Origin of the sequence: Maribacter litopenaei (assembly GCF_025244665.1) — a bacterium.
Lineage (GTDB): Bacteria > Bacteroidota > Bacteroidia > Flavobacteriales > Flavobacteriaceae > Maribacter > Maribacter litopenaei.
In genome coordinates this window covers 193,827-218,971 of record NZ_CP104205.1, presented here as the reverse complement: position 1 = coordinate 218,971, position 25,145 = coordinate 193,827, and the positions used below count along the sequence as shown (strand labels likewise).

At 42.3% G+C, this 25,145-nt stretch carries 30 protein-coding genes and 3 pseudogenes; 21 read left to right on the top strand and 12 right to left on the bottom strand.

Annotation, left to right across the window (positions count from 1 at the left end; translation table 11 throughout):
• Position 1: 1 nt before the first annotated feature.
• From NYZ99_RS01225 to NYZ99_RS01210, 4 genes are all read left to right on the top strand, one after another.
• Complete coding sequence (locus NYZ99_RS01225) at positions 2–496, top strand: VOC family protein (RefSeq protein ID WP_260573136.1); 495 nt, start codon at positions 2–4, stop codon at positions 494–496.
• Positions 497–1,456 (top strand): 2-hydroxyacid dehydrogenase, encoded by a 960-nt coding sequence (locus NYZ99_RS01220; RefSeq protein WP_260573135.1) that lies wholly within the window; start codon positions 497–499, stop codon positions 1,454–1,456.
• A 31-nt stretch (positions 1,457–1,487) separates the two neighbouring features.
• Positions 1,488–2,786, top strand: a complete 1,299-nt coding sequence (locus NYZ99_RS01215) for a Zn-dependent hydrolase (RefSeq protein WP_260573134.1) — start codon at positions 1,488–1,490, stop codon at positions 2,784–2,786.
• A 69-nt stretch (positions 2,787–2,855) separates the two neighbouring features.
• Entirely contained in the window at positions 2,856–4,409 is a 1,554-nt protein-coding gene (locus NYZ99_RS01210) for a M20/M25/M40 family metallo-hydrolase (RefSeq protein ID WP_260573132.1), read from the top strand.
• A 4-nt stretch (positions 4,410–4,413) separates the two neighbouring features.
• On the opposite strand, the gene NYZ99_RS01205 is transcribed toward NYZ99_RS01210, so the two are convergent.
• A complete protein-coding gene (locus NYZ99_RS01205) occupies positions 4,414–6,108 on the bottom strand; it encodes a GDSL-type esterase/lipase family protein (RefSeq protein WP_260573131.1) in 1,695 nt (564 codons plus the stop codon).
• Between the two features lie 97 nt (positions 6,109–6,205).
• On the opposite strand from NYZ99_RS01205, the gene NYZ99_RS01200 reads away from it, so the two are divergent.
• Positions 6,206–6,466, top strand: coding sequence for a hypothetical protein (locus NYZ99_RS01200; RefSeq protein ID WP_260573129.1), 261 nt, complete (start codon positions 6,206–6,208; stop codon positions 6,464–6,466).
• A gap of 331 nt (positions 6,467–6,797) precedes the next feature.
• Here NYZ99_RS01200 and NYZ99_RS01195 read toward each other — a convergent pair whose 3' ends face one another.
• Positions 6,798–6,980 (bottom strand): hypothetical protein, encoded by a 183-nt coding sequence (locus NYZ99_RS01195; protein WP_260573128.1) that lies wholly within the window; start codon positions 6,978–6,980, stop codon positions 6,798–6,800.
• Positions 6,981–7,262: 282 nt separating this feature from the next.
• Between NYZ99_RS01195 and NYZ99_RS01190 the strand changes: the two genes are divergently transcribed.
• The 8 genes from NYZ99_RS01190 (at position 7,263) to NYZ99_RS01155 (ending at position 13,115) form a co-directional block, all read left to right on the top strand.
• Positions 7,263–8,027, top strand: a complete 765-nt coding sequence (locus NYZ99_RS01190; RefSeq protein ID WP_260573126.1) for a WD40/YVTN/BNR-like repeat-containing protein — start codon at positions 7,263–7,265, stop codon at positions 8,025–8,027.
• 90 nt (positions 8,028–8,117) lie between these two features.
• Positions 8,118–8,735: a WD40/YVTN/BNR-like repeat-containing protein gene (locus NYZ99_RS01185; protein WP_260573125.1), complete on the top strand. Its 618-nt coding sequence runs from the start codon at positions 8,118–8,120 to the stop codon at positions 8,733–8,735.
• A gap of 108 nt (positions 8,736–8,843) precedes the next feature.
• A complete protein-coding gene (locus NYZ99_RS01180; RefSeq protein WP_260573124.1) occupies positions 8,844–10,409 on the top strand; it encodes a hypothetical protein in 1,566 nt (521 codons plus the stop codon).
• A gap of 85 nt (positions 10,410–10,494) precedes the next feature.
• Entirely contained in the window at positions 10,495–10,995 is a 501-nt protein-coding gene (locus NYZ99_RS01175; protein WP_260573123.1) for a pentapeptide repeat-containing protein, read from the top strand.
• Positions 10,995–11,378, top strand: a complete 384-nt coding sequence (gloA2, locus tag NYZ99_RS01170; RefSeq protein ID WP_260573122.1) for an SMU1112c/YaeR family gloxylase I-like metalloprotein — start codon at positions 10,995–10,997, stop codon at positions 11,376–11,378. The genes NYZ99_RS01175 and gloA2 overlap by 1 nt, the downstream gene beginning before the upstream one ends.
• Positions 11,379–11,430: 52 nt before the next feature.
• Entirely contained in the window at positions 11,431–11,922 is a 492-nt protein-coding gene (locus NYZ99_RS01165) for a DUF6265 family protein (protein WP_260573121.1), read from the top strand.
• Between the two features lies 1 nt (position 11,923).
• Positions 11,924–12,277 (top strand): hypothetical protein, encoded by a 354-nt coding sequence (locus tag NYZ99_RS01160; RefSeq protein ID WP_260573120.1) that lies wholly within the window; start codon positions 11,924–11,926, stop codon positions 12,275–12,277.
• A gap of 34 nt (positions 12,278–12,311) precedes the next feature.
• On the top strand, positions 12,312–13,115 hold the full coding sequence (locus tag NYZ99_RS01155) for a sulfurtransferase (RefSeq protein ID WP_260573119.1): 804 nt from the start codon (positions 12,312–12,314) through the stop codon (positions 13,113–13,115).
• Between the two features lie 60 nt (positions 13,116–13,175).
• Here the strand turns inward: NYZ99_RS01155 and NYZ99_RS01150 are convergent, their stop codons facing one another.
• Positions 13,176–13,640, bottom strand: a complete 465-nt coding sequence (locus NYZ99_RS01150) for a CBS domain-containing protein (protein ID WP_260573117.1) — start codon at positions 13,638–13,640, stop codon at positions 13,176–13,178.
• A gap of 119 nt (positions 13,641–13,759) precedes the next feature.
• Here NYZ99_RS01150 and NYZ99_RS20910 point away from each other — a divergent pair, with 119 nt between their 5' ends.
• The 7 genes from NYZ99_RS20910 to NYZ99_RS01125 all read left to right on the top strand — a co-directional run bounded on the left by NYZ99_RS20910 (position 13,760) and on the right by NYZ99_RS01125 (position 18,182).
• Entirely contained in the window at positions 13,760–14,977 is a 1,218-nt protein-coding gene (locus NYZ99_RS20910) for a M28 family peptidase (RefSeq protein ID WP_338039215.1), read from the top strand.
• On the top strand, positions 14,935–15,354 hold the full coding sequence (locus NYZ99_RS20905) for a hypothetical protein (protein WP_338039214.1): 420 nt from the start codon (positions 14,935–14,937) through the stop codon (positions 15,352–15,354). The genes NYZ99_RS20910 and NYZ99_RS20905 overlap by 43 nt, the downstream gene beginning before the upstream one ends.
• Positions 15,355–15,370: 16 nt before the next feature.
• Positions 15,371–16,045 carry a hypothetical protein gene (locus NYZ99_RS20900; protein WP_338039213.1) on the top strand — a complete coding sequence of 225 codons (675 nt, stop codon included), beginning with the start codon at positions 15,371–15,373 and terminating at the stop codon, positions 16,043–16,045.
• Entirely contained in the window at positions 16,038–16,313 is a 276-nt protein-coding gene (locus NYZ99_RS01140; protein WP_260573116.1) for an NAD(P)-binding domain-containing protein, read from the top strand. The genes NYZ99_RS20900 and NYZ99_RS01140 overlap by 8 nt, the downstream gene beginning before the upstream one ends.
• Positions 16,314–16,323: 10 nt before the next feature.
• On the top strand, positions 16,324–16,602 hold the full coding sequence (locus NYZ99_RS01135) for a Rossmann-fold NAD(P)-binding domain-containing protein (protein WP_260573115.1): 279 nt from the start codon (positions 16,324–16,326) through the stop codon (positions 16,600–16,602).
• A gap of 370 nt (positions 16,603–16,972) precedes the next feature.
• Positions 16,973–17,347: a hypothetical protein gene (locus NYZ99_RS01130; protein WP_260573113.1), complete on the top strand. Its 375-nt coding sequence runs from the start codon at positions 16,973–16,975 to the stop codon at positions 17,345–17,347.
• A gap of 133 nt (positions 17,348–17,480) precedes the next feature.
• The gene (locus NYZ99_RS01125; RefSeq protein ID WP_260573112.1) at positions 17,481–18,182 is read left to right on the top strand and encodes a hypothetical protein; all 702 of its coding nucleotides are present in this window, start codon (positions 17,481–17,483) and stop codon (positions 18,180–18,182) included.
• 57 nt (positions 18,183–18,239) lie between these two features.
• On the opposite strand, the pseudogene NYZ99_RS01120 reads toward NYZ99_RS01125, so the two are convergent.
• Together NYZ99_RS01120 and NYZ99_RS01115 are read right to left on the bottom strand one after the other, a co-directional pair.
• Positions 18,240–18,733 (bottom strand): annotated as a pseudogene (locus NYZ99_RS01120) (nuclear transport factor 2 family protein).
• Positions 18,720–19,220 carry a hypothetical protein gene (locus NYZ99_RS01115; RefSeq protein WP_260573111.1) on the bottom strand — a complete coding sequence of 167 codons (501 nt, stop codon included), beginning with the start codon at positions 19,218–19,220 and terminating at the stop codon, positions 18,720–18,722. Before NYZ99_RS01115 ends, NYZ99_RS01120 begins: the two are co-directional and overlap by 14 nt.
• A gap of 65 nt (positions 19,221–19,285) precedes the next feature.
• Here NYZ99_RS01115 and NYZ99_RS01110 point away from each other — a divergent pair.
• A pseudogene (locus tag NYZ99_RS01110) lies at positions 19,286–20,226 on the top strand (NAD-dependent epimerase/dehydratase family protein).
• Positions 20,227–20,253: 27 nt separating this feature from the next.
• Here NYZ99_RS01110 and NYZ99_RS01105 read toward each other — a convergent pair.
• The 7 genes and pseudogenes from NYZ99_RS01105 to NYZ99_RS01075 all read right to left on the bottom strand — a co-directional run bounded on the left by NYZ99_RS01105 (position 20,254) and on the right by NYZ99_RS01075 (position 25,088).
• On the bottom strand, positions 20,254–21,015 hold the full coding sequence (locus tag NYZ99_RS01105) for an SDR family oxidoreductase (RefSeq protein WP_260573110.1): 762 nt from the start codon (positions 21,013–21,015) through the stop codon (positions 20,254–20,256).
• A gap of 111 nt (positions 21,016–21,126) precedes the next feature.
• Positions 21,127–22,012, bottom strand: a pseudogene (locus NYZ99_RS01100) (cation diffusion facilitator family transporter).
• An 84-nt stretch (positions 22,013–22,096) separates the two neighbouring features.
• Entirely contained in the window at positions 22,097–23,143 is a 1,047-nt protein-coding gene (locus tag NYZ99_RS01095; protein WP_260573109.1) for a DUF4421 domain-containing protein, read from the bottom strand.
• Positions 23,144–23,297: 154 nt separating this feature from the next.
• The gene (locus tag NYZ99_RS01090; RefSeq protein WP_260573108.1) at positions 23,298–23,720 is read right to left on the bottom strand and encodes a pyridoxamine 5'-phosphate oxidase family protein; all 423 of its coding nucleotides are present in this window, start codon (positions 23,718–23,720) and stop codon (positions 23,298–23,300) included.
• A gap of 2 nt (positions 23,721–23,722) precedes the next feature.
• A complete protein-coding gene (locus NYZ99_RS01085) occupies positions 23,723–24,025 on the bottom strand; it encodes a hypothetical protein (protein WP_260573107.1) in 303 nt (100 codons plus the stop codon).
• A gap of 20 nt (positions 24,026–24,045) precedes the next feature.
• Positions 24,046–24,435 (bottom strand): DoxX family membrane protein, encoded by a 390-nt coding sequence (locus tag NYZ99_RS01080; protein ID WP_260573106.1) that lies wholly within the window; start codon positions 24,433–24,435, stop codon positions 24,046–24,048.
• A 98-nt stretch (positions 24,436–24,533) separates the two neighbouring features.
• The gene (locus NYZ99_RS01075; RefSeq protein ID WP_260573105.1) at positions 24,534–25,088 is read right to left on the bottom strand and encodes an ASCH domain-containing protein; all 555 of its coding nucleotides are present in this window, start codon (positions 25,086–25,088) and stop codon (positions 24,534–24,536) included.
• Between the last annotated feature and the right edge of the window lie 57 nt (positions 25,089–25,145).

The window sequence follows — 25,145 nt, the reverse complement described above, 5'->3', positions numbered from 1 at the left end:
CATGGCAAAAGCAGTAAAAATTAATCACGTTGCATTGGTCGTAAGTAATTTAGAAGAAGCTTGTGAATTTTATGAGCATGAGTTGGGTCCGGAACCCATTCCCGCCTTTTTGTTCGATTATCCTACGGCCTTTTTTAAATTTAACGAAGAACAACAATTGCATCTGACTGAGTGGGAAGACACCTATTCATTTCGAGGACATCTGTGCGTAACCGTAGACGATATCAACTCCGTCTTCTTTCGAATGAAGGAACTGGGAGTGATTGACATAAAACCCTGGGGAAAAGTCAGGCAACTGCCGGATGGTGCTATTCAAATGTTCGTGCGGGACTCTTCGGGTAATTTGGTGGAGATATCTTCCGACCCGGATGACAAGGACAAGATAGACCCAAAAATATTTGAGGACGAGTTATATAAAGAAGGTATTTATGTATCCGGTCGCAACGATTTTAGGGGATACAAGACCAAGGATGCCACTTTATATCACAATAAATAAATGCCCAAAAACATCCTTTTATTGGAAACCGTAGCCGATGAAGCCATGCAGGTTTTAAAGTCGGCCAAGGATATGAACATCTTAACGGGTTTTGATGAAGCTTCCCTTGAAAAACATATCACAAACGGCGAGGTAGATGCCATCATAACCCGAGGTAAAGGCCAGGTTCGGTCTACTTTGATGGATTCACTTCCCAACTTAGAGGTTATTTCTAGATGTGGGCTGGGCCTGGATAATATTGATGTGAAAGCTGCTACACAAAGAGGTATTAAGGTCGTTAACGCTCCTAATTCCAATGCCAATACCATAGCAGAACATACCATTTCCCTGTTATTGGTATTGCAACGGAATCTGTACCATGCCATTACCATGGTTAAGGAAGATCGATGGCTAGATCGGGGCAGTTATGTCGCAGACGAATTACATGGAAAAACCTTGGGGATTTTGGGAATGGGAAACATAGGTAAAAAAGTCGCCAAAATTGCCGATGCTTTGGGGATGGAAGTGATGTATTGGAGTTCCAAAAAAGAAGAAGTCCCCTACTCCTTCACAGATTTGGACACCGTTTTGGAAACTTCGGATTGTATTAGTCTTCACCTTCCCTTAACGGCGTCCACAGAAAATTTGATTGATGCCAAGGCTTTGGCCAAAATGAAGCCTTCAGCTTTGTTGGTCAATACGGCGCGCGGCAAGATAATAGACCAAACTGCTTTAACAGAAGCTCTTTATGCGAACAGATTAGGTGGGTTCGCTGCCGATGTACTTTCGGAAGAACCACCGGCACCAAACGATCCACTAATAAAATTACCCAATACGCATATCACGGCCCATGTAGGTAGCTTAACTAAGACTACTTATGATTTTATGTGCATGTTCACCGTACAAAACACTTTAGCTATTCTTCGTGGTGAAAAACCTGCAGAGAACTGTATTTTTAATAGAAATGAACTTAAAGTGTAATCTACGGACTTGACCTTTAAAACCTGACCTCATGAAAACTCAAATCATAAAATTACTATTCACTCTGCTTTTCACCTTCACATTGACATTCGGGTATTCCCGGATATCGGTCAACCAAGACCGGTTGGAGCAGCGCATTTTTGATTTGGCTAAATTCGGTCTTCAAGACAATGGAGAAACGGAACGTGTTGCTTTTAGCGATGCTGATTTGGAAGCTCACCAATGGGTCGTGAACGAGCTTACCAATATGGGATTGGAGACCCATACCGATTTTGCCGGCAATATCGTGGGAACGAGGGCAGGTACCAAAAAGGATAAAAAACCTATTGTATTTGGTTCCCACATTGACCGAGTACCAAATGGAGGAAATTATGATGGATGTGTAGGTTCCATGGCCGCTTTGGAGGTCATACAGACCTTGAACGAGAATAACATCAAAACGAAACACCCCTTTCAGGTCATCATCTTCTCCAACGAGGAAGGTGGAGTTATGGGCAGTAGGGCAATTGCCGGACATTTGGGTAAAAGTGCTCTCGGGGTTAAAAATTCAACGGGCTACACCATGGGCGAGGGCATTATGCGCTTGGGTGGAGATACTACCCGAATTAAAGATGTGGAACGAAAAGAGGGAGATGTAGCTGCCTTTTTGGAACTTCATATAGAACAGGGTGGCATCTTGGATACCGAGCAAGTAGATATTGGAGTGGTAGAAGGTATCGTCGGCCTAAAATGGTGGGATGTAGAATTCACTGGTTTTGCAAATCACGCGGGCACCACTCCAATGAACTCAAGACAAGATGCCTTATTGGCCGCAGCCAAGTTTATTGTAGCTGTGAATGAAATAACCAATAGTTTTGAAGGAGCACAAGTAGGTACTGTAGGCCGAATAAAGGCAGAACCAGGAGCGCCCAATGTGATACCTGGCAAAGTAACCGCTAGTTTGGAAATTAGAGACCTTTCTTCCGAGGTCATCCAAAAAGTCTTTGAAGCTATAAAGACCAAAACCGAAGAAATAGCTGCATCTTCTAATGTAAAAGTGGAATTTCTTCCCTTGGATACCACCTCTGATCCGGCAATCATGGATTCCGATTTCCAAAAAATCATTGCCGAAAATGCCCAATCCTTGGGATTATCCTACAAGTTCATGCCCAGTGGAGCTGGACATGATGCACAAGACATGGCCATCATTGCACCTACCGCAATGATCTTTGTTCCTAGTAAGGGAGGTATTAGTCATTCCCCCAAAGAATTTACTTCTGCCAAGGATATGGCCAATGGAGCCAATGTTTTACTAAAATCCTTGATTAGCCTAGATAAAAAGTTGGATTAATTCCTTTTCCCGCCTTCTATTTTCGGGTATAATCGTTAACTTGAAACCTTATCCGTAAAGCAGCAGAAAATGAAAAAACAACTACTTTCCACCTTATTATTATTCATTGTTTTAATTGGAAATACTTGGGCGCAAACCACAGAAGAAATTGTGGCCGCTATCGAAAAAGAAGGTACTGAAAACTCCCAATTGGAAGAATTGGCCTATCAATTGATGGACTTGAACGGACCAAGATTGGTAGGTACTCCGGAGATGAAATCCGCACATGATTGGGCAGTTAACACCTATAAAAGTTGGGGAATAAATGCTGAAAACCAGCAATGGGGTACTTGGAAAGGTTGGCAACGAGGAATAACCCATGTAGACATGGTTTCTCCAAGGGTTGCTTCGTTACACGCTACTCAACTGGCTTGGAGTCCTAGTGCCGGTAAAAAAGGAGTAACCGCAGAATTAATCATTTTGCCTACCATAACTGATTCATTGGCATTTGCCCAATGGCTCCCAAATATAAAAGGTAAAATTGTCATGGTGAGCATGATGCAACCCACAGGACGACCTGATGACAATTGGGAAGAGTTTGCTACTGAAAAATCCTTTGCCAAGATGAAGGAGGAAAGAGAGGCCATGGAAAAGGCTTGGCGTGAAAATATGGAGAAAACAGGGTATTCCAGTAGAACCATCAATAAGGCTTTGGAACAAGCTGGAGCAGATGCCATTGCGCAATCCCGTTGGTTCAATGGTTTTGGAGCAAATAAAATATTTAGCGCAGGAACGGATGAAATCCCTGTAGTTGACATTTCATTGGAGGACTACGGAATGCTATACAGGATGGTGGAGCACGGCCAAAAACCACAAATTAAAATTATGGCTGAGTCCAAAGATTTGGGAGAAGTCCCAACTTTTAATACCATCGCCACAATTCCAGGTACGGAACTTCCCAATGAATACGTGATTCTTTCCGCACATTTCGATTCATGGGACGGAGCCACAGGTGCTACGGATAATGGAACAGGGACCATTACCATGCTGGAGGCCGCGAGGATTCTTAAGAAAGTGTACCCAAACCCGAAAAGAACCATCCTAATTGGACATTGGGGAAGTGAGGAACAAGGTTTAAACGGATCCCGAGCCTTTGTAGAGGATAACCCCAAGATTGTAGAAGGTCTTCAGGCTTTGTTTAACCAGGATAATGGTACCGGAAGAGTGGTTCGAATTTCCGGCCAAGGATTTTTACATGCCTATGATTATTTAGGTAGATGGCTGGAAGCCGTTCCCGATGCCTATAAAAACGAAATTGAAACTACGTTTCCAGGAACTCCCGGAGGAGGAGGTTCGGATTATGCTTCTTTCGTAGCTGCGGGAGCCCCTGCATTTTCATTGAGCTCGTTAAGTTGGGCCTATTGGAACTATACGTGGCACACTAACTTGGATACCTATGATAAAATTGTGTTTGACGATGTGCGGAACAATGCCATCTTGACCGCCATCCTGACCTATATGGCCTGTGAAGACCCGGAAAAGACCTCACGTGAAAAAGCGGTTTTGGGTATTAATCCGAGAACAGGCGAACAACGGGAATGGCCAAGCCAACGAAGTCCAAATCGCAAGGGTGGGTTAGATTGAGAAACTACAACTGCTTTCTCATTTCCATATTATCTGCTGACTGCAAGGCTTTTTTGATAGTATTGCTCCAAATGGCATAGCCTGCCTTGTTAAGATGCAGGCCATCTGACATATAGAGCTCCGGTATGGGTCGATTTTCTGTAGTAATCATCTGCCCATAAACATTTATATACTGGGCGTGAAGTTCGGTAATAATGTAGTTGGACAGTAACAAGTTGGTTTCCATGATCTGTGGAATCAAGGCTTCCCTTTCTACACTAGGTTTTAGACTGATCAAGGCTAGCTCTACATCAGGATATTTCTCATAGATCAGGTGAATTAGCTCCTTACAGTCGGCCAAAACTTCTTGGGGTGTTTTTCCTTCACTGAGATCGTTCTCTCCGGCATAGAGTACAATTTTGTGAGGCGCAATATCGGTAAAGACCTCATTAAAATAATGGGTACACCAAGCAAAATTAGAACCTCCAAAACCTAGGTTAAGTACGTTCATGGGCGTTAAATCACGCTGCATATTCACCCACAGTCGTATGGAAGAACTACCGTAAAAGGCGATAAGGTTTTCTTGGTCCGTCAACTTTTCCACCCTTCTTCGGAGCCTCCTAATTTCATTACGCCATATTTCCGGTGGTTCCTGAAGTTCATCGGCATCGGTGGGTGCGTTAAAGAGATGTTCGGCCCGGGTAATTGCCTCTTGTACCCAACCACTATATTTCTTTTGAAATTCGTTGACAAAACGAACTAAATCCTCGATTTTTTTGGATGGCACTTCTTGACTAAGTTTAAACGGTTTCTTTATTTTACAATAATACAGGGATTTTCCAATCCTATGGTCAAAATTAACCATAACCACAGGTACAATATATGGTTCGGGTTCTGAATGCAAGGCCAATTTGAAGGACCCTAGTTTAAAAGGCCCAGGGGAATCCTCCGTCCTGTAGGACGTTCCTTCAGGACTAATAATCAAATTGTGCTTTTCCTGTAAATATCTGGTCGCTTGTGAATAAAAAATACTTCTTGAGGTCCTTTTCTCCTCTAAAGTGGTCTCTTCCGATTCCTGTGTGTATACATTGATGTATCCTAAATTATCATAGTAGTTCCGGTGTCCATATTCCTGGCCCTTTCCTACCCGAACCGTCCTAATACCCGGTTCGCCATATTTTTTATAGAGCACCCTCGCACTCAAAAAATGGGAATCAAGTGTAATTTGAAAATTGTTATTGAGCGTGTAATAAGTATCATTGACTAAATGGTTATAGATAAAAATATTTCCGGATTCTTCCGGTAGGTTTTCCCAACCCTCTATAAAGTGGGGTACCTTATCGAAAACCTTGAGTGTAATTTCCGCACAGGCCTTTCTATTTTGTTTTGTATCCTGACTGTTTCTCTCGGCCACGGTTTCATAAATATGTTGCAGTCCCTTAATGAAGTTCAGTTCCTTTTTATCTTCGGCCAAAAGTTCCAGACTTAAAGAAGCCAAATGCCTTTCCAAGGCGGAGCCGCTTAAAAGGATATCGGACAGGGCCTTGTAGGCAAAGGGTTTAGTATTGATATTTTTCAATAAATGTGGAACTTGGTGTAAGGGCGAGGATAAGGCAATGCGAGATTTATTGTTGTTGATCAATTGATAGACTGCCTGGATATTATACTTACCCAATAATCCAATATAACGCACAAAGGCCGCGTTTAGCTGGTTGCCCATCAACCATAATAGTAGCTTGAAAAACTCCTTTTCAAACCAGCTGTCCTCATTAAATAAGTGATAAAATTCGGATTGCGGTATAAAATAAGCAGAGGTCTTGGTAGCCGTAATTGCGGAACAGATATCCTTTTCGCCCAAAAGGGAAGACCATCCAAAAATAAATCCAGGAGTTCTTTATGAATCTTTGGCGTATCTCAATATTATGCTCTATACGCTTTATGGCGACCTCTCCATGGATAAGTATAAAGAGCCCGTTGCTGGGTCGATCCTGAACATAAAGGATTTCATCCGGTTCATATTCGCGTCGTTCCGCGGATTTGGCCAATCTGTTCAGGTATTTTTCACCAAAATGGTCTAAAAAAGGGGAACGTCGCATGATGGAAACTATTTCAGACCGTTCGGCTTCCGGGAAATAAAAAATTCCCTGTCCTCCAAAAAAGGTTGAAATCGAACAGGAGTCAACAGTTCCGTTTGTTTTAATAACGCGGCCCTCAGCTGATGGTACAATTTTACCCCAATACCTTTCAGCAGATTGTTTTTTGCATCCCGTTCTACATAGTGTTTCAATTCTTCTAAAGGAACTTCATAGAATAATGCCTTAGATGAGGATACGATAGCTTTATACGTATACCGATTCCTTACGCTAAAACCATTTAGACCAATGGTGGTAAAAGGCTCTGAACTGTTGTTTACCGAATATCGTTGTCCGGGTTCTCAACGGGTATGTAGTAGTCAATACTCCCCTCCAACAACCATCTGAAGGTTTTAACCCTTTTGTGCACATCACATATAACATAGTCTTTTTCGTAGGTGGTGATTTGGCCCTTTGGAAAATACTCCCTTAACGTTTCAAAACTTATTCTTTCTCCCAAAAAGTAATGTGTTAGTAGCCCTTGAAGGCGGGCTAACTTATTAAGTTTACAGTTAAAAATGAAGTTAGGAACACATTTAAATCAATTTGGCAATTTCAACAGCCCATATTGGGAATATTTATAAATTGAATAGCTACATTTCCCCAAATTCGAAAAGCACCTTGGCCTCAACTAGGCCAACCTGACAAGTTGTAAAGTCAATCTTTTTAAACCTGTCCATAGGGTTGGAATGGTATATTTCATTTTACTATCTTCATGCAAATTAACCAAGCTAAACCGCTGATGAAAAAAATTTACTACCTCCTTATCCTTCTTTGTATTTTACCCCTAGGGCTAGAGTCCCAACGAAGAAAAAACAAAAACCAATCGGACTATGTCAAAGTTCAAGATTCCATGTTTTCCGGATTAAAATGGCGAAACATTGGTCCCTCAAGAGGAGGAAGAAGTGTGGCCTCCACTGGGGTAGTTGGTCAACCCATGACCTATTATATGGGCACCGTGGGTGGTGGAATTTACAAAACTACTGATGATGGCCTTACTTGGAAGAATATTTCGGACGGATTTTTGAAAACCGGTACGGTAGGTGCCATTGCTGTGGCCGAAAGCAATCCAAATATTTTGTATGCTGGCATGGGTGAACATGCGGCAAGGGGGGTGATGACCTCCATGGGCGACGGGGTCTACAAATCTACCGATGCCGGAAAGACCTGGACCCATATTGGTTTGGACCAAACTAGGCATATCTCGGATGTAATTATCCATCCTACAAATCCAAATATTGTATTTGTTGCGGCCCAAGGTGCACAATATGGATATAGTGCCCAAAGGGGTATTTACAGAAGTATGGACGGTGGTGCTACATGGGAAAATGTGCTTTTTGTGGATAATAACACAGGAGCTTCTTCCTTATCCATGGATATGAAAAACCCATTGATTTTGTATGCGGCCATGTGGCAGCACCGGAGATATCCATGGGTCATGGAATCTGGCGGCAAAAATTCGGAATTTATAAATCCACAGATGGTGGTACAACTTGGGAACAATTAAAGGAAGGGCTACCGGAAGAAATGGGTAAAATAGGTATATCGGTTTCCCGCGCCAATCCGGAGAAAGTATTTGCAGTAATAGAAGCCGAGGGTGAAAAAGGTGGTGTGTACCGTTCGGACGATTCAGGTAAAAAGTGGATACAGGTCAATAAGGACTAGTATCAATATAGCCAGGGCTTGGTATTATATTGAAATAGTTGCCGACCCTCAAAACGAGAACGTGGTGTATGTCCTGAATGCCCCGGTAACCAAATCCATCGATGGAGGCAAAACCTTTTCCACGGTTTCCACACCCCATGGGGACAACCATCATTTATGGATCCATCCATATGACAATCAAAAAATGATCAACTCCAATGACGGTGGAGCCAATATCTCAAACAACGGCGGAAAAAGTTGGAGTACGCAGGAAAATCAGACAACGGCCCAGTTTTACAGGGTGATAACCGATAACTTGGTTCCTTACAATGTCTATGGGGGACAACAGGATAATTCAACGGTCGCCATTGCATCCAGGACCAATGATTCCGGTATCGACTGGAAAGATTGGTATGCCGTGGCCGGGGGAGAAAGTGCCTTCTTGGCATTTGATCCGGACGACCCCAAACTAATCTACGGTGGAACTTATCAGGGCAACATCGACAAATGGGATGCAGCCACCAAGGAATCCAAACCCATAAAAGAGTATCCGAACTCGGACTTAGTATAGCTCCTGAGGATGCCGGATATCGATATAACTGGAACGCCCCCATTATTGCATCGCCACATGATAGAAAAACAATCTATCATGCAGGTAACGTAGTATTTAAATCGACCGATGAGGGTATTAGTTGAACCGCCATTAGTCCGAGACTTGACCAAAAACGAAAAGGACAAACATGGGGCCGGAGGAACACCCTTCACCAATGAAGCTGCAGGGGGGGAAAATTACAATACCATCACCTATTTGGTAGAATCTCCACATGAAGAAGGGGTACTTTGGGCCGGAAATGATGACGGTCTATTGCACATAACGAGGGATGGGGGCCAAAACTGGAAGAATGTAACCCCAACTGGGATAGCAGATGGTATTGTGAACAGCATCGAGGTTTCCCCTCACGATCCAGCGACCGCCTATGTAGTAGTGATGCGTTACAAGTCGATGGACCTACATTCTTATATTTTCAAGACTACGGACTATGGAAATACTTGGACGAAAATCGTGAACGGTATCACTGGAGAGCACACCTTTACCCGAGTTGTGCGGGAAGACACAAAACAAAAAGGTCTTTTGTATGCCGGCACCGAAACGGGGCTGTTCATTTCCCTTAACGATGGTCAAAATTGGCAACCGTTGCAGCTGAACTTGCCCATAGTACCCATAAACGACCTCATCATTCATGACAACGACCTTGTTGCCGCCACTGCCGGTAGGGCCTTTTGGATATTGGACGATTTAGCTGCCATACAAAATATAAAGACCGAAAAACAGTCCGTTACTATTTTTCAACCTAAGGATACTTATCTATTTTTTGGGGGTTATAGCGAAAACCCAGGTCCCGGTGAAGGTTCCAACCCAAAAAGTGGCGTAACCTTCGACTATTATTTGGAGGAAAAACTGGACTCTACTGAACTTAAATTGGAAGTCCTGTATCAGGGAAAGGTAATCCGTACCATTACCAACCAAAAACCAAAGAATTTTAAATCCTGGCCAGGAGGCCCCTCAAAGCCCGAGGTGTTACCTTCAAAAAAAGGCTATAATCGATTCACTTGGAATTTTAGAAGAGATCCCATTGTGGCTGTGGACAATGTATTCGTCCTGGGAGGTGATCAAGGATCTACCGTGGCCCCGGGAACCTACACCCTTCGTCTTTCCATACCAAGCACAAGCACAGAAACTAATGTCAGTATTTTGGCCAACCCCAATGTTAAGTCGACCCCTGCCGACTATGCGGAACAGCAAGAAATGTTGAATACCATTGATGAAACGGTCGTAGAAATCCACGAAGCTGTCAATGCGATGCGTTCGGCTAAAGAACAGCTAAAGAACTACAAGAGTTTATTGGAGGAAGATGAAATAGCGTCTGAATTGTTAAAACAGGGTGACTCTATTTTAAAACAAATTACGGATTGGGAGGAAAAATTGATCCAACCCAAACAAAAGACTTTTCAGGATGTCATCAACTTTAAGAACCAACTCAACGCCCAACTCTTGACTCTTAAAGGATATATAGATGTCGCGGAACCCAAGGTTACCCAAGGGGCCAAGGAGAGATATAATGATTTATTAAGGCTTTGGAACGGATTAAAACAAGAACAACAGACCATTATCCAACAGTCAATGGCAGGATACAATCAAATGTACCGATCATTGGAGTTACCAGCTATCATCATGGAAGAATAAACACTGGAACACATGGCAGATTTTATTTGTGACCAAACCTATACTTCACAGGATTTTTCAAAAAATCGCTTGAAAAAGGCGGAATATGAAAATTGTAGGTTTGAGGGCTGCAATTTTTCTGATGGTTTCCTTGACAATCAGAATTTTATGGAATGTACCTTTCTCGGAATGTAATTTGAGCAATGCCAATATCGTCAATACCATTTTTAAGGAAGTTTCTTTTGAGCATTGCAAAATGATGGGAATGAAGTTCGAGGATTGTAACGATTTCCTCATGGATTTCAATTTCTTGGACTGTACCCTTAATTATAGCTCCTTCTATGGGCTTGAACTTAAAAGGCTCCGTTTGGTCGATTCAAGGCTCTTGGGGGCCGATTTTACAGATTGTAATCTAACACAGGCAGAATTCATACGTTGCAATCTCGAGAATGCCATATTTGAAAATACCAACCTTTCCCAAGCTGATTTCAGTACCTCATTAAATATCATATTAGACCCGGAACGGAACGATTTGTACCATTGCCAGTTTTCTTTGGAAAACCTACCGGGATTATTGGGCAAATATAAAATTAAGGTGATTTCATAATGCTTTCCAAAGTCCACCATATTGCGATTATATGTTCCGAATATGAAAAATCAAAGGAATTCTATACCGAATTTCTTGGACTGACCATTTTAAATGAAACCTACAGAAAAGAGCGGGAATCCTATAAACTGGACTTGGCCTTAAACGGTGACTATATCATTGAGCTCTTCTCTTTTCCTAATCCTCCAAAACGTACTTCTAGACCGGAATCTTGTGGATTGAGACACTTGGCGTTCAAGGTTGAAAACATTGAAGAAATAGTCTCACATTGTAACAAAAACAATATAGAAATAGAAGTCATTCGCATAGATGAAATCACTGGAAAAAAGTTCACCTTCATTTCCGACCCTGACGATTTGCCTATTGAATTTTATGAGCAATAATTTTAGCCGTTTGTAAACGGATAATTAGTACCTTGTTGCAAACTGCTTAGGTATGAGATGGTTCTTGTTAATTTTTCTGCTATTGGGTTTATCCATTTCAGCACAAAATACCGTTTCTTGGGAAGAAGGTATGGATTCGCCCATTGCCAACCTCAAACAGGTGGAATGGATGACCGGGCATTGGAAAGGGGAAGCCTTCGGTGGTATAACAGAAGAAATATGGAGTCCGCCTTTGGGAGGCTCTATGATGTTTTCCTTTAAGCTCGTCGTGGAAGGAAGTATCAATTTTTACGAATTGGGACATATAAAGGAAGTGGACGGGACCTTGTTGTTTCAACTAAAACATTTTGATGGTGACCTTGGAGGCTGGGAAGAAAAGGATGAAACGGTCGATTTCAAACTGGTCAAAATAGAAGATGATAAAGTTTATTTTGATGACTTTACCTTGGAAAGGGTCTCTGACCAAGAAGTTAACCTATATGTCGTGATTGGAAATGAAGACGGTACCCAAGAAGAGGTACAATTCAATTACAAAAGACAATAAAATGGAGAAACGAAAATGCTTGGAGTGCGGCGCGGAGGTCATGGGAAGGGTAGACAAAAAATTCTGCAATGATTATTGCCGAAACGCGTATAATAATAAAGTCAATAAGGATAGTAAAAACCTGATGCGGAACATCAACAACCGCTTACGAAAAAACTACCGGGTTTTGGACGGATTTAAACTTACGGACGGTAAAACCAAGACTACAAAAACACGATTGATGGACAAAGGTTTCGATTTTGAATACATCACCAATCTGTATACCACAAAAAAAGGAACCACATACTATTTTGTGTATGACCTGGGATACCTTCCCTTGGACAATGATTACTACATGATCGTAAAACGAGAATAAATCCTATAAATTCATAAAAGAAAACATCTATTAAATGGAAAAAATTGTTTCGTCAAAATGGCTGCACGAAAACATGGAAATGCCAAATCTCATAATCCTTGATGCAAGTACAACTTTCAATGAACGGACTATCCCCCACGCAAGGTTGTTTGATTTGGAACATGCTTTTGCGGATACCTCGAGCCCATTTCCCAACACTGTTCCACAACCTCAACAATTCGAGATTGAATGCCAAAAACTTGGGATTAACAAAGATTCCAACATCGTGGTTTTTGACAATAAAGGCATATATACCAGTCCGAGGGTTTGGTGGTTGTTCCAAATTATGGGACATACCCATATTGCAGTTTTGGATGGTGGGCTACCTGACTGGATCCAAAATGGATTTGAAACATCAACAAAACATTCCAAACCCCTTACCAAAGGAAACTTTCAAGCAAACTACAATAAAGAATTGGTTGTAACATTTAATCAGGTCAAGGAAAATGTAGATCGACAAAAATATTTAATCGTAGATGCCCGATCGGAAGGAAGATTCAATGGAACGGCACCGGAACCAAGAAAACATCTAAAAAGTGGTAACATTCCGCACTCGGTAAATATTCCATATGAAGATGTACTCAATAATGGAAAGTACAAGTCTAGAGATGAAATCAATAAATTGTTTAAAAACAAAATCAAGGATTCCAATGAGTTGGTCTTCAGTTGTGGCTCCGGCATTACGGCTAGTATCATCTTATTGGCCGGCGCAATAGGTTACAAAGAGAGTTTAAGACTATATGATGGTTCTTGGACGGAGTGGGCAGAATTGAACCAATTGACGACCGAAATTCAATAGATCCTAAAAAAAATGCTCCCATATTGGAAGCACCTTTGTTAACTAACTTGGTTTAAAAAATTATTTCCAGTTGTGGCCGCTCAATTTTAGGGCCGCAATTACAATATCCTTTCTACTTATCTGTCCGACCAATATACCGTTCCGCATGACAGGAAGCCTTCTTCGGTTATGCTGTGCAAAAATACCGGCGGCATCAAAGATTGAAATATCATGTGGGATGGTTTCCACATTTTTGGTCATGAAGTTCTCCACATTCTTTTCCAAAATAGGTTGATTAAAATAACGACTCTCCGAAATCTGTTTCATACAATCGGCCTCAGAAATAATTCCTACCAAAAATCCATTGTCATCCAGCACGGGATCCCCTGAAATATGATGCTTCGCAAACTTCTCCATCACCTCTAAAATGGATTGGTCCGGTCTAAAGGTCACCAATTTAGTCGTCATATAATCGGCCACCAATATAGGGGCCTCAAATTCCTTTTTAACAATCTTCCGAATTCCTTGAAAGCTTTTGATTCCCATGATGATTTATTTAGTGGTTGATTAATAAATATATTAAAAAAAAGTTAATATGGTAAAAAAAATAGATGAATGGTGCCATCTCTTTAATATTTAATAATTTTAGACAGAACCGATAACCAATGAAAAAGACCTCCTCCGTACTTACGCTGCTCCTACTTACATTCGCGGTTTACTGGAGCATCTCATCCTTAATGCCTTCCTATTCCCCTGACATGGATAAAAACGAAAGTCTGTTTTCTACAGACCGGGCCTTGGAGCATGTAGAAGCAATTACCAAGGAGCCACATGGAGTCGGGTTCCCGGGACATCAAAAGGTGAGGAGTTACATCGTTTCACAATTGGAAAAAATGGGCCTGCAAACCCAACTGCAAACGGGATATACCGCCGGTGATTGGGCAAATCTCAGTAAAGCCACCAATATTTTGGCAAGAATCAAAGGTACTGGTGAGGGCAAGGCCCTGCTCTTGTTAAGCCATTATGATAGCAGTCCGCATTCTTCCTATGGGGCCAGCGATGCCGGTAGTGGGGTCACCACCATTCTAGAGGGTGTAAGGTCCTTTTTGGCAAAAAATGAAGCCCCAAAAAACGATATTATCATCCTAATTTCGGATGCTGAGGAGCTGGGCTTGAACGGGGCCGACCTGTTTGTAAAGGAACACCCTTGGATCAAGGATGTTGGCTTGGTTCTTAATTTTGAGGCGCGCGGCAGTGGAGGTCCTGGAATTATGTTATTGGAAACCAATAGGGGAAACTATAATTTAATAAAAGAGTTCACAAAAGCGAAACCGGAATATCCCGTAGCAAACTCCCTTGCTTACAGTATTTATAAATTGCTCCCGAATGATACGGACTTAACGGTTTTTAGGGAAAAAGCAGACATAGATGGGTTTAATTTCGCCTTTATAGATGACCATTTCGACTATCATACGGCAAAGGACACCTATGAACGATTGGACAAAAATACCCTTGCCCATCAAGGTAGTTATCTTACCGCTTTATTGAATCATTTTAGTGATTTGGATTTGAGTACTGTCCGAAGCCTAAAGGAATCCGTTTATTTCAATATGCCATTTTTTAAAATGGTATCCTATCCATTTGAATGGATCTGGCCCATGCTCTTTTTAGGAATTGCCTTTTTTGTTGGGCTATTGGTTTTAGGCATTCAAAAAAAGGTTCTGAATGGTAAGGATATTTTGAAGGGATTTGTCCCTATGCTGCTGGCCCTGATTATCAACGGGGTGGTGGGTTACTTCTCATGGGACATTCTAAAATCGATTTACCCGAGTATTTGGATATGCTCCATGGCTTTACCTATAATGGGCATGCCTACATCTTAGTTTTTGTATTTTTCTCATTGAGCATCTGTTTCTACGCCTATCATAAGTTTCAAGTGGTAAAAACACCCAACCTCTTGGTCGCTCCCCTATTTTTATGGTTGGTCATTTGTACCTTACTATGTCTTTATTTGAACGGTGCCGCATTTTTTGTCATTCCCATATATGCGGGCTTGGTCGCCCTATATATTCTCATTAATCAAAAAAACCCCAATGGGTTTTTATTGCTTTTCTTAGGTCTACCCGCTATTTTTCTTTTTGCCCCATTAATCCAGCTTTTTCCTATTGCCCTAGGACTTAAAATGATGGTGGCCAGTACTGTGTTCACCACATTGACCTTTTTTCCTGTTGCTACCCCTAATCCTAAGATACCGCAATAAAAGAGGTTTGGCCTTTTTGAGTTTCTTACTGTTTACGGGCTTCTTTGTATCGGCTCATATGAATTCCGATTTTAACGTCGATAGTCCAAAACCTACTAGTTTATTATATGTATGGAACGTCGATAAAAAACAAAGTCATTGGGCCACCTATGAAAAGGTGCTTTCAGATTGGACACAACAGTATATAGGAGAGACCAAAAAACGTCCCCAGGATTTGGCAGAAAACACCATTAGTAGCAAGTACGGATCAGGATTTAGTTACATAGCGGAAGCCCCTACAAAGGAAATAGCACCACCGGTCATCGAGATACTTTCGGATACTATTTTAGGTGCCTCGAGGTTCATACAGCTTCAAATAATTCCCCAACGAAATGTAAACCGATTGGAAATTTTCACTAATGCCACCTCTATTGAAAAGGCAGTGGTAAACGGTATTCCTTTAACCGATTACTATTTGAAGGGAAGAAGAAATGGTAAACTGGTTACGCACTACATCAGTGAAAACGATATTACAAAACTTCAATTGGAATATCCTTCGGAAGAAAAACTGGAACTGACCTTTTACGAGGCCAGTAATGATTTATTAAGTAATCCCATGTTTACCGTACCTAAGAGGCCGGAAGATAATATCCCGATGCCCTTTGTCTTGAACGATGCGATAGTAACCATTCAAAAAATCAAGTTTGAATAAGGTAATTGGAGTCTTGGGTTGCGGATGGCTGGGACTGCACCTGGCAAAAAACCTTTTGGAACAAGGTTTCACGGTTAAGGGAACCACTACTTCCAAGGATAAAATGGATAGTCTTACCCATTTGGGCATTGATTCCTATTTGATTCAAATTTCCGAATCAGAAATCAAGGGCAACCTAGCCGCCTTTTTAGACGGCATAGATTTTCTTATCATAAATATTCCAACCGAGACTACGTGGCAAAGGACCCAAAGAAAACTACGTACGTAAAATTCAGTTGTTGCTGAATGAAATAGCGTCTTCCTCAGTAAATAACATCCTATTTGTGAGCAGCACTTCTGTGTATGGTGAAAATCAAGGGGAAGTGAATGAGGAAACCATTCCTATACCAAGCTCGGAAGCTGGTAAGCAATTGTTGGAAACGGAAAAGCTCATTCGGGAAAATTCCCATGTTGAGTCGACCATTATTCGATTTGCCGGGCTCATTGGTCCGGATAGACATCCGGTCAACATGTTATCCGGAAGGACGCAACCTTACAGGGGGCAATGCGCCCATTAACCTCATACACTTAGATGATTGCATTGGCATTATAACCAATATCATCCAAAAAAATGCATGGGGAATTCTGCTCAATGCGGTCTACCCAGAACACCCGACAAAGGAATCCTATTATACCGAAAAGGCTATGGAACAAGGCCTTGAACCACCGGTATATATGGAGAATACGAGTAACAACTTTAAAAAAATTACATCTTGTAGTCCTTTTATTACTAAATATTACAGTTTTTTAACCTCTATTTAAGTATCGTTTACCACACTTTTTTTGGTTTTCACAACATAATAGAGTGATTCATGTTAATAAATCATTGATTTTTAAATAGTTATCGATGAAATGCATAACTTTATGTAAACTTTAAAACAATGTATCATGAAAAATTCTAAGCTAAACGAACGGATTATCATGGAGTTGGAGCGCTTGATCACACAGAGTTGTGGGGCAAAGCGAAAATCAGAAAAGTTTACACAATTACATGTGGCACTTTTAAAAAAATATTACAACGCAGCCGATGTTTCGATCGACTATCATCGACATCGGATTGAAATGGATGTCCTAATGGACGATGATTCCTATAACCCGGGCAAACTAAATATCAACTTGCCCATTCTACATATCAATCTGTTGTTCGGTAACTTAAAGAGTTTCTTGCGCTCCTGTATTGAAAAGGATCGAAAAAGTATTGGTTTCTATGCGCAATTGTTGAAGAACTTTAGACAAAAGGAGCAAGTCTATTCCCTAGTATAAGACATTAAAACCATAAAGAAAAAGGACGCCAAAAGAGCGTCCTTTTTCTTTTACATGCAATTAAGGCTTTCCTTAACAAGTTCATTCGGAATATTTTAATAGTTTAGCGCACCAAAAAATAAATCAGTACGTGATGAAAAAATTAGTTATGGTACTAGTGCTATCCGTAGGTCTTTATGGAACGGCACAGACCAAAAGTGAACTGCAAAAGCATTATGAGCAGTTTTACAACCAGATGAGATTGCAAGGTGATGTGGATGGTGTCATCAATGCCCTAACCCACTTGAATGTACTATCCCCTTCCAAAGAGCGTATGGATACCTTGGCCTATATATACGCCAATGACAACCAGCACTTACAGGCACTTAATACCATAGGCATTGAAAAAGTGGATAACGATTCCGACTTGGCAGTACAGGTAAAGGCCATTTCCCTAAAGGCATTGAACCAGCCAAAAAGAGCCTTGGAACAATTCGAGGTACTGTATCAAAGAAATCCAAATCCTTATTTGGCGTACGAATTGGCCGACTTAAAGATTATAGTGGGGGATAACGCAGGTGCATCAACAAACATTGAATATGGAATTGCAAACGCCAAGGATGACATGCGGTATGCCTTTTATGAGCGCCAACAGCCCTATGAGGTTCCATTAAAAGCGGCCTTCCTTCATTTAAAGGGGCTGGTTCAATATAACAACGATAAGGAAAATATAGATGCAGCCATAGCCATCATTGATGAAGCCCTGGCGATTGATCCTAACTTTAATTTGGCAAGTTTGAGCAAACAGGCACTGACTTCCGGAAAAGAAGCGCCGGCTACTGAACCAAAGCAATAAAAGGTTTAAGAAATAAGAAAAGACCGTTTAAGAACTTTGATGTTTTTGGACGGTTTTTTAATTTTTACGCAGTTCTTCCAACAAAACGTTGTCCGTAGCCTCCTTTATCTTGATCAATTCCGCAACATTATCATTGGGTACGGCAATGGAGAGTACATAGTGGGCAATCTTCCAAGAACCATTAACCTTTTCCGAACCCCGGATCCTCTGCACAATTTCATTTGGGTATCCAAAAGTTCATCGAACCAGGCAACTTCTCCGGAAGCATCCAAATAAATATGGCGTTCTACAGCTGTAAAACTCCAAGCCCTTCCCTTATCAAAATGGGGCTTTGCATAGGCCTTGAACTCGGGCAGTTGCCAATTTTCAGTGGCATCCGTACCTATAAAAACGGCATCGTCTGTCATCAATCCAAAATAGGCATCAAAATTAGCCTCAGCAGCTGCTTTGTGCCAAGCATCCAATGTTTGATCTATGTTAGTTCTTTCTGCTTCCTGTCCCTTCAATAGGATACAACCAAAAAGAAAAAGTATACAGCTAAATGTCTTCATTTTCAATCAGTTCTGTAGGCAAAGTATTGTTTACGGTCACATTGAATTGCTCCCTCAATGCATTGTAAGCGGTTATCAGTTCCTTCATGGAACTCTCAGGGTTTAGTCTATATTCCAGATCGCCCTTTGTCTTAAGTATATACGTTTTTACCACCTTTTGTCTACCCTTCACTTGTGGAATATTGAACTCCGCAGGATATTCACTTGCCTCCAATACCTTTTGCTTTTCCACCAAATCCTCGATGACCAAGACCAAATCTTCCCTAAAATCGATGGTATAGAGACGCTCAAAACTCTGATGAAAGGAATAGTACTCCTTCCATTGGGACAAAATAGCCTCTGCTTTGGCATTGACTGAAACCACTTTGGGCATAGCATTGGCCATAGCCCCAAAACTAGATTCCGACACGGTAGCCGTCTCTTGGACTCCCTCCTTACAGGAGCCCATAAGCAACAGAATTACGAGAAAATACAGGAATTTTGGCATAGATCGAAGGTACAACTTTTAAGAAAAGTTATCTTTACCCAATAGGTCATTTAACTTCTTTTTTAATGGAAAAATACATCTTGATTATTGGTGCCTGCGGACAAATTGGAACGGAACTCACCCTTACCTTACGGGAACGTTACGGGAATAACCGAGTTATTGCCAGTGATATCCGTGAGGGCAGTGATAGCTTGATGAATTCCGGGCCATTTGAAATCCTGGACGCCACCAATTATGATGCCTTGGAAGAAGTGGTGGCCTACTATGATATCACCGAGGTCTATTTGATGGCCGCCATGCTCAGTGCCACAGCCGAAAAATTTCCCATGCGTGCCTGGAACCTCAACATGAACTCCCTTTTCAACGTACTGAACCTTGCCAAGGAGAAAAAGATAAACAAGGTCTTTTGGCCCTCAAGTATCGCCGTTTTTGGCCCCAATACCCCCAAGGATCATACACCCCAACATACCATTATGGAACCTAGTACGGTATACGGTATCAGTAAGCAATCCGGGGAACGTTGGTGCGAGTATTACTTTAAGAAATTCAACGTGGACGTACGCAGTCTTCGCTATCCGGGACTCATTAGCTGGAAGACCATGCCCGGTGGCGGTACAACGGATTATGCCGTTGAGATTTATCACAAGGCCCTAAGCCAAGGGCGCTATACCTGTTTTTTGAAGGAGGATACTTCTTTACCCATGATGTTTATGGACGATGCCATAAGGGCCACTTTGGAGTTGATGGAAGCAGATGCCGAAAACATTAAAGTGCGCTCTGCCTATAACCTTTCCGCAATGAGTTTTGACCCGGCGGAAATGGCCCGCAGTATTCAAAAGCACCTTCCCGATTTTAATATCGATTATGAGCCTGATTTTAGACAGGCCATTGCCGACTCCTGGCCTAAAAGCATTGACGATTCCGACGCACAGAAGGATTGGGGATGGCAACCGAATTTGATCCTGACCTGACCACCCAAACTATGTTGGAGAATCTTAAATCCTAATATTCAAATCTAATAATACAAATACCGTTACAACATGGTGCCACCAGATGCCTCAATACGCTGACCATTGATCCATCGGGCATCCTCCGTACATAAAAAAGCGACCAATCCTCCAATGTCTTCCGGTTCCCCTACTCTTCCCAAGGCCGTAACACTGGACACCATTTTCCGCTTCTGTTCGTTGGTCTTGTTCTCCCCATTGCCAAAATCGGTAGCTACCGCACCTGGCGCCACTACGTTGGCCCTGATTTTTCTATCTCCCAATTCCTTGGCAAGGTATCGGGTAAAGACCTCCACGCCACCCTTCATGGACGCGTAGGCCGAGGATTTGGGAAAGGTAAATCGAGCCAATCCGGAGGAAATATTAATGATTCCTCCGCCATCGTTCAAGTATTTTAATGCTTTTTGGGTCAGGAAGTACACCCCTTTTAAATGGACGTTCATCATTTCGTCGAAATCTTCCTCGGTAGTTTCCAAAAAAGGTTTGTAAATGCCCGTACCGGCATTGTTGATGAGAAAGTCGAAGTGGGTGCTATCCATGGTTTCCTCGAGGCCTTCTTCCAAACGGCCATAAAAGGCATCAAAGGTGGAAACATCGCTCGTATCCAATTGCAGGGCAAAAGATTTTATCCCATATTTTTTAACCTGTGCTACGACGTCCTCGGCCGCACCCCTATTGGTATGATAGGTTATCACCACATCCAAACCTTTCTTTGCGATCTGAAGGGCCATATCCTTGCCCAGTCCCCTACTTCCTCCTGTAATTACTGCAATTTTATTCGTACCCATAATGTCATTGTTTTTGTTTTAACAAAGTTCGGCAGGTTTCTCCCCTAAAACGTATCCATATCCATGGATAATGAAGCCAAATCCTAGCTTTGGACGACTATACCCCTTACATTAATCATTCATCGCCAAATCATCCGGTTCTATATGGATCAATACATGTTCCAAATTGGGCATGACCGCCTTGAGATGATCTTGTAACCGATGGGCTATTTCATGACCTTCACGAACGGATATATCGGCCTTTACCATGGCATGCAGATCGATATGGTATTTCATACCCGCCTTACGGATATAACATTTTTCGGTTCCTACGATTCCTTTCACCTTTACAGACTCTTCCTTTATGGTATCGAGTAAGTCGTCATACCGATGTTCATCCATAATTTCACCCAGGGCCGGTCTAAAAATAAGGTAACTGTTGTACAGAATAAAGCCTGAGGCCAATAGTGCCGCCCAATCGTCCGCCGTTTCGTAGCCTTTACCAAAAATCAGGGCAATGGAAATACCCACAAAGGCCATGACCGAAGTAATGGCATCGCTACGGTGGTGCCAGGCATCCGCCTTTAACGAGGAACTGTGTGTCTGTTTGCTCTTTTTAAGTACTACCCTATAAGACACTTCCTTCCGAGAGAATGATGACACCCAGTACGATCAAGATTCATGGTTTGGGTACTTTGTGCGGCGTACGGATGTTTTCTATGCTTTCATAGGCGATGACCGTGGCGGAAGTTACCAAAAATGCGACCACCAAAAAGGTCACCAAAGGCTCTATCTTTCCATGACCATAGGGATGGTTGTCGTCCGCAGGTTTTTTGGCATAGGTGAGACCGAACAACACCAACAGGGAAGAAAAAATATCCGTGGTGGATTCAATGGCATCCGCAATAAGGGCGTAGGAATTTCCAAAAAATCCGGCCAATCCCTTTACTAAGGCGAGACCCGTATTCCCGATGATACTGAAATACGTGGTTCGTATGGCGCTTTGTTCGTTCGTCATGGCAACTTAAAAGGAGTAGTGCAAAAATACCACCTTCCCGTATTTTAGGAACCCCATTTTAGGGATAGTTTTGATTCACTGGCATTATTTGAGGTACTTATCCTCAAAGGCGCCTACCTTTCGTTTCAGGTAATCGGGAGCATCCAAACGGATTCCCAAAAAGAGATGGTAAAATACCCTGGTATCATGATTGACCACCGTCGTATTTTCTTGTTTGTATTGGGTTCCCGAAAGTGTTCCGTACAGGCCGGAATAGAATCGGTCGCCATTGTAGCCCACGCCTACCCTTCCGTCCCATCGGAACAAAAAATTATTCTGATCGCTGATATTCTCCCCGGTGTTGAGTCGGGTGGTAAGTTTGGTATGCAGATACCCCACATGGGCCTGTGTACCCAGGGAGAGATAATATTTTTCCTTGGCCACAAACGTATAGGCATATCCCGGATCGATGCTCGTTTCCCAGTTATTGGACTTCTGCGTACCGGGTGTTCCCGAGGTATCGTCCACAATATAATACCTTAAGTTGAAGGTAGGCATAAAACTACCGGCGCTCTTTAACTGCCTCTCCGTTTGTGAGGTAAGGCTCTTAAAGGAAAACCTGGAATTGTTGTAGTACCCTGCCGAAAGGGAAAAACCCTTATATCTAAGATCCGGGAACTGAATATAGGGGTCTCCGGGAATTAGGGTGGTAAAATCCTCTGTATTGTCCAAATAATATCCTTTGACCCTGTCGTAAGAGACCTCGAAAAAACTGTGCTTAAAAATTAGGGTCGTTCCCAAGCTAAAGCTTTTGGTCTCCCCTTTTTGATCCTCGTCCCCGTTGCCCGGAATAAAATCAGGAGCTATGGAGAAACCCAGCGAAATAAAGCGGTAATTGAGGTTGTACCTGAGGTTGGTGGATGCATTGGGGTGAATGACCAACTTCTGATTGGGCGTACGTACCTCAAACACCTCAAAGGCATTGTTCAAGGAGAGGTCCATGGCGATTTTATCGTCCATTTTTTGAATAAAGCCATCTTCCACAATGGTGATGGAATCCTGTTCTTGGGCCTGTAACAGCATAGGGGCAAACATGGCAACAACAAGGAACTGGAACAGCTTATAATGGGAAAAAGGGATTCTTGGTTTCATATACAACGGGTTTGATCGGTACTTAAAGATACGAATCAAGGTGGTTTATTAATAGTTGAATGTAAAACCCTGAAATGGGTACTTATTTTTAGCCGAGACTCAAACCGACAGAAGGCATTTTTCTATCAAAAGCCATAGATCCTTTTGGCGCTTTCTATCTGTTCCTGTTCCGTAGTTTCGGGTACAGTAGATATCTTGGGGCAATGATGGGTTTTATCTGATCCACGGTTATCTTCGTGATGGTCGCAAAAGGAAATTTCCCCTCGGTCATTTGAGTCAATATCCCTTCCATAGCTGGGAAATCGGGATTGGATTTCTTGATTATTTCAGCTCTGCCTTTTACTTGAAAGCCTTTTTGTACCAAAATATCCGGAAAACTGATGCATACCTGCGGATTTTCCTTTATGTTCTTTACCGTCCGGGGCGAGGCAATATTTGCCACGATGATTCTATCCTCTTGGTATAGGGCAAAGATTTCCTTTGGGGAAACGTTGGGCAGGTTGTCCCTGGATGCCGTGGCCAACCAGCACAACACGCTTTTGGACATACATCGCTTTACTTCTTCGGATAATTTCATAGCTACTGTTTTACAGCTTCTTCATAGGTTTCCAAACAGCTATCCAAGTCGTTTCCGGCCGTATGGATGCATTCGCAAAATTGATATCCTGCTTCTTGGTTGGGGGCATTGGTGAATTGCTTTTTACAATCCCCGATCGAATTATGGGGCATCACTTCATGTCCAAACTCGGCATAAACTACGGTACCCACCATCACCAACAACACAAAACCCGCAAAAAGATAGGGAAACTTCCAACTGTATTTCTCCGGTTTTTGGAGGATTCCCAAATCCGAAAAGTGGTTCAGGGGGAGCAAATAGCGCATCCGGTCATAGTTCCATACGATCAAAAAGAGGCAGGCCCACACCATGAGGGGCGCTGTGACATAGGGCCCTCAAAACGTACCGCATAGGAGAGCAACCAGATATTGACAATGATCGGGAAATAAAGCAAGGCTCCCAAGGTCACGGTACGGGGAATCAACAATAAAATGGCGGCTACGATCTGTGCCACCCCAATAAAGGTGTAATAATAACCCGTATGGTGTAGGGCCTCCGGATAGGCGCCCATGGGATGAATGACGGACAAGCCACTGGCAAAGCGCTCCCCAATGATCTTGACCCACCCGGCCACCAAAAAGGCAAAGGCCAGGGACACCCTACAAAAAATGGAAAACAACCAATACCAGCGGTTGCTTTTTATGGTCAGATAAAATTGTTCAAATTGGGCGAGCATGGGCTAGGTGGTTTCCGTACCCAAGGTAGTGAAACAAAAGATAAACGTTATAGAATAAGATGAAATCGAAAAAAGGAGTCCTCTTAGGCTTGCACCCGTTATGGATTCTTTGGCCAAATGGTTGTAAAGGTTTCACAGACCACGAGCATATCCTCGTCAAATTTCTGACCGTTTTCTTCCAAGGTGCTTTTAAAAAACGCCTCATGGGCGGTTTTCCATTTTACCAAGGGGTCTACATCCGTACCCATATCCAAAGACGCATAAGCGACTGAAATTTCACTGAAAGGCACCGTATCCACTTGTACGATTTCTATAATGGCCTGGGCCGTACCGTTAAAATTGGTGATGATATGCTTGGTACCCACCTTAGGCAAATCTGCCCCTGCATCCTCATACCACTTGTAAAGCCCGGATGATGCCCTCTTTTTCCCGTCTATAACCAGTTTTGCCAACCGATCGGCGTCTTTTTGATTATCGTGAAAAAACCAAGACTCAGGCATTTCTTCATCCTTAAATGCTAGATTTACTTGGGTAAAATCCTCCCAAATTTCGTAGACCGTAGGGTCAATTTCGGCATCAGATGTTGCTTCGGTTTTGGGCGTGGGTTTGCAGCTGAAAAAAATTAAGAGGCATAAAGTCGGTAGTTGTTTCATTTTTTGAGGTTTGTAGCTATGGTGAACTAAAAGAACGTTTTTGAACTCAGTTCTTCT

Excerpts from the sequence above, each read along its gene's own strand:
- NYZ99_RS01085 (WP_260573107.1), bottom strand. The coding sequence starts at position 24,025 with ATGCGCTATTTGCTCCCCCTGAACCACTTTTCGGATTTGGGAATCCTC.
- NYZ99_RS01210 (WP_260573132.1), top strand. The coding sequence starts at position 2,856 with ATGAAAAAACAACTACTTTCCACCTTATTATTATTCATTGTTTTAATT.
- NYZ99_RS01180 (WP_260573124.1), top strand. The coding sequence starts at position 8,844 with ATGAGGGTATTAGTTGAACCGCCATTAGTCCGAGACTTGACCAAAAAC.
- NYZ99_RS01115 (WP_260573111.1), bottom strand. The coding sequence starts at position 19,220 with ATGCCAAAATTCCTGTATTTTCTCGTAATTCTGTTGCTTATGGGCTCC.
- NYZ99_RS01220 (WP_260573135.1), top strand. The coding sequence starts at position 497 with ATGCCCAAAAACATCCTTTTATTGGAAACCGTAGCCGATGAAGCCATG.
- NYZ99_RS01095 (WP_260573109.1), bottom strand. The coding sequence starts at position 23,143 with ATGAAACCAAGAATCCCTTTTTCCCATTATAAGCTGTTCCAGTTCCTT.
- NYZ99_RS01105 (WP_260573110.1), bottom strand. The coding sequence starts at position 21,015 with ATGGGTACGAATAAAATTGCAGTAATTACAGGAGGAAGTAGGGGACTG.
- NYZ99_RS01205 (WP_260573131.1), bottom strand. The coding sequence starts at position 6,108 with ATGGGCAACCAGCTAAACGCGGCCTTTGTGCGTTATATTGGATTATTG.
- NYZ99_RS01150 (WP_260573117.1), bottom strand. The coding sequence starts at position 13,640 with ATGGGAATCAAAAGCTTTCAAGGAATTCGGAAGATTGTTAAAAAGGAA.
- NYZ99_RS01080 (WP_260573106.1), bottom strand. The coding sequence starts at position 24,435 with ATGCTCGCCCAATTTGAACAATTTTATCTGACCATAAAAAGCAACCGC.
- NYZ99_RS01225 (WP_260573136.1), top strand. The coding sequence starts at position 2 with ATGGCAAAAGCAGTAAAAATTAATCACGTTGCATTGGTCGTAAGTAAT.
- gloA2 (WP_260573122.1), top strand. The coding sequence starts at position 10,995 with ATGCTTTCCAAAGTCCACCATATTGCGATTATATGTTCCGAATATGAA.
- NYZ99_RS01125 (WP_260573112.1), top strand. The coding sequence starts at position 17,481 with ATGAAAAAATTAGTTATGGTACTAGTGCTATCCGTAGGTCTTTATGGA.
- NYZ99_RS20905 (WP_338039214.1), top strand. The coding sequence starts at position 14,935 with ATGCTCCATGGCTTTACCTATAATGGGCATGCCTACATCTTAGTTTTT.
- NYZ99_RS01075 (WP_260573105.1), bottom strand. The coding sequence starts at position 25,088 with ATGAAACAACTACCGACTTTATGCCTCTTAATTTTTTTCAGCTGCAAA.
- NYZ99_RS01130 (WP_260573113.1), top strand. The coding sequence starts at position 16,973 with ATGAAAAATTCTAAGCTAAACGAACGGATTATCATGGAGTTGGAGCGC.
- NYZ99_RS01165 (WP_260573121.1), top strand. The coding sequence starts at position 11,431 with ATGAGATGGTTCTTGTTAATTTTTCTGCTATTGGGTTTATCCATTTCA.
- NYZ99_RS01090 (WP_260573108.1), bottom strand. The coding sequence starts at position 23,720 with ATGAAATTATCCGAAGAAGTAAAGCGATGTATGTCCAAAAGCGTGTTG.
- NYZ99_RS01175 (WP_260573123.1), top strand. The coding sequence starts at position 10,495 with ATGAAAATTGTAGGTTTGAGGGCTGCAATTTTTCTGATGGTTTCCTTG.
- NYZ99_RS01155 (WP_260573119.1), top strand. The coding sequence starts at position 12,312 with ATGGAAAAAATTGTTTCGTCAAAATGGCTGCACGAAAACATGGAAATG.
- NYZ99_RS01160 (WP_260573120.1), top strand. The coding sequence starts at position 11,924 with ATGGAGAAACGAAAATGCTTGGAGTGCGGCGCGGAGGTCATGGGAAGG.
- NYZ99_RS01215 (WP_260573134.1), top strand. The coding sequence starts at position 1,488 with ATGAAAACTCAAATCATAAAATTACTATTCACTCTGCTTTTCACCTTC.
- NYZ99_RS20910 (WP_338039215.1), top strand. The coding sequence starts at position 13,760 with ATGAAAAAGACCTCCTCCGTACTTACGCTGCTCCTACTTACATTCGCG.
- NYZ99_RS01190 (WP_260573126.1), top strand. The coding sequence starts at position 7,263 with ATGAAAAAAATTTACTACCTCCTTATCCTTCTTTGTATTTTACCCCTA.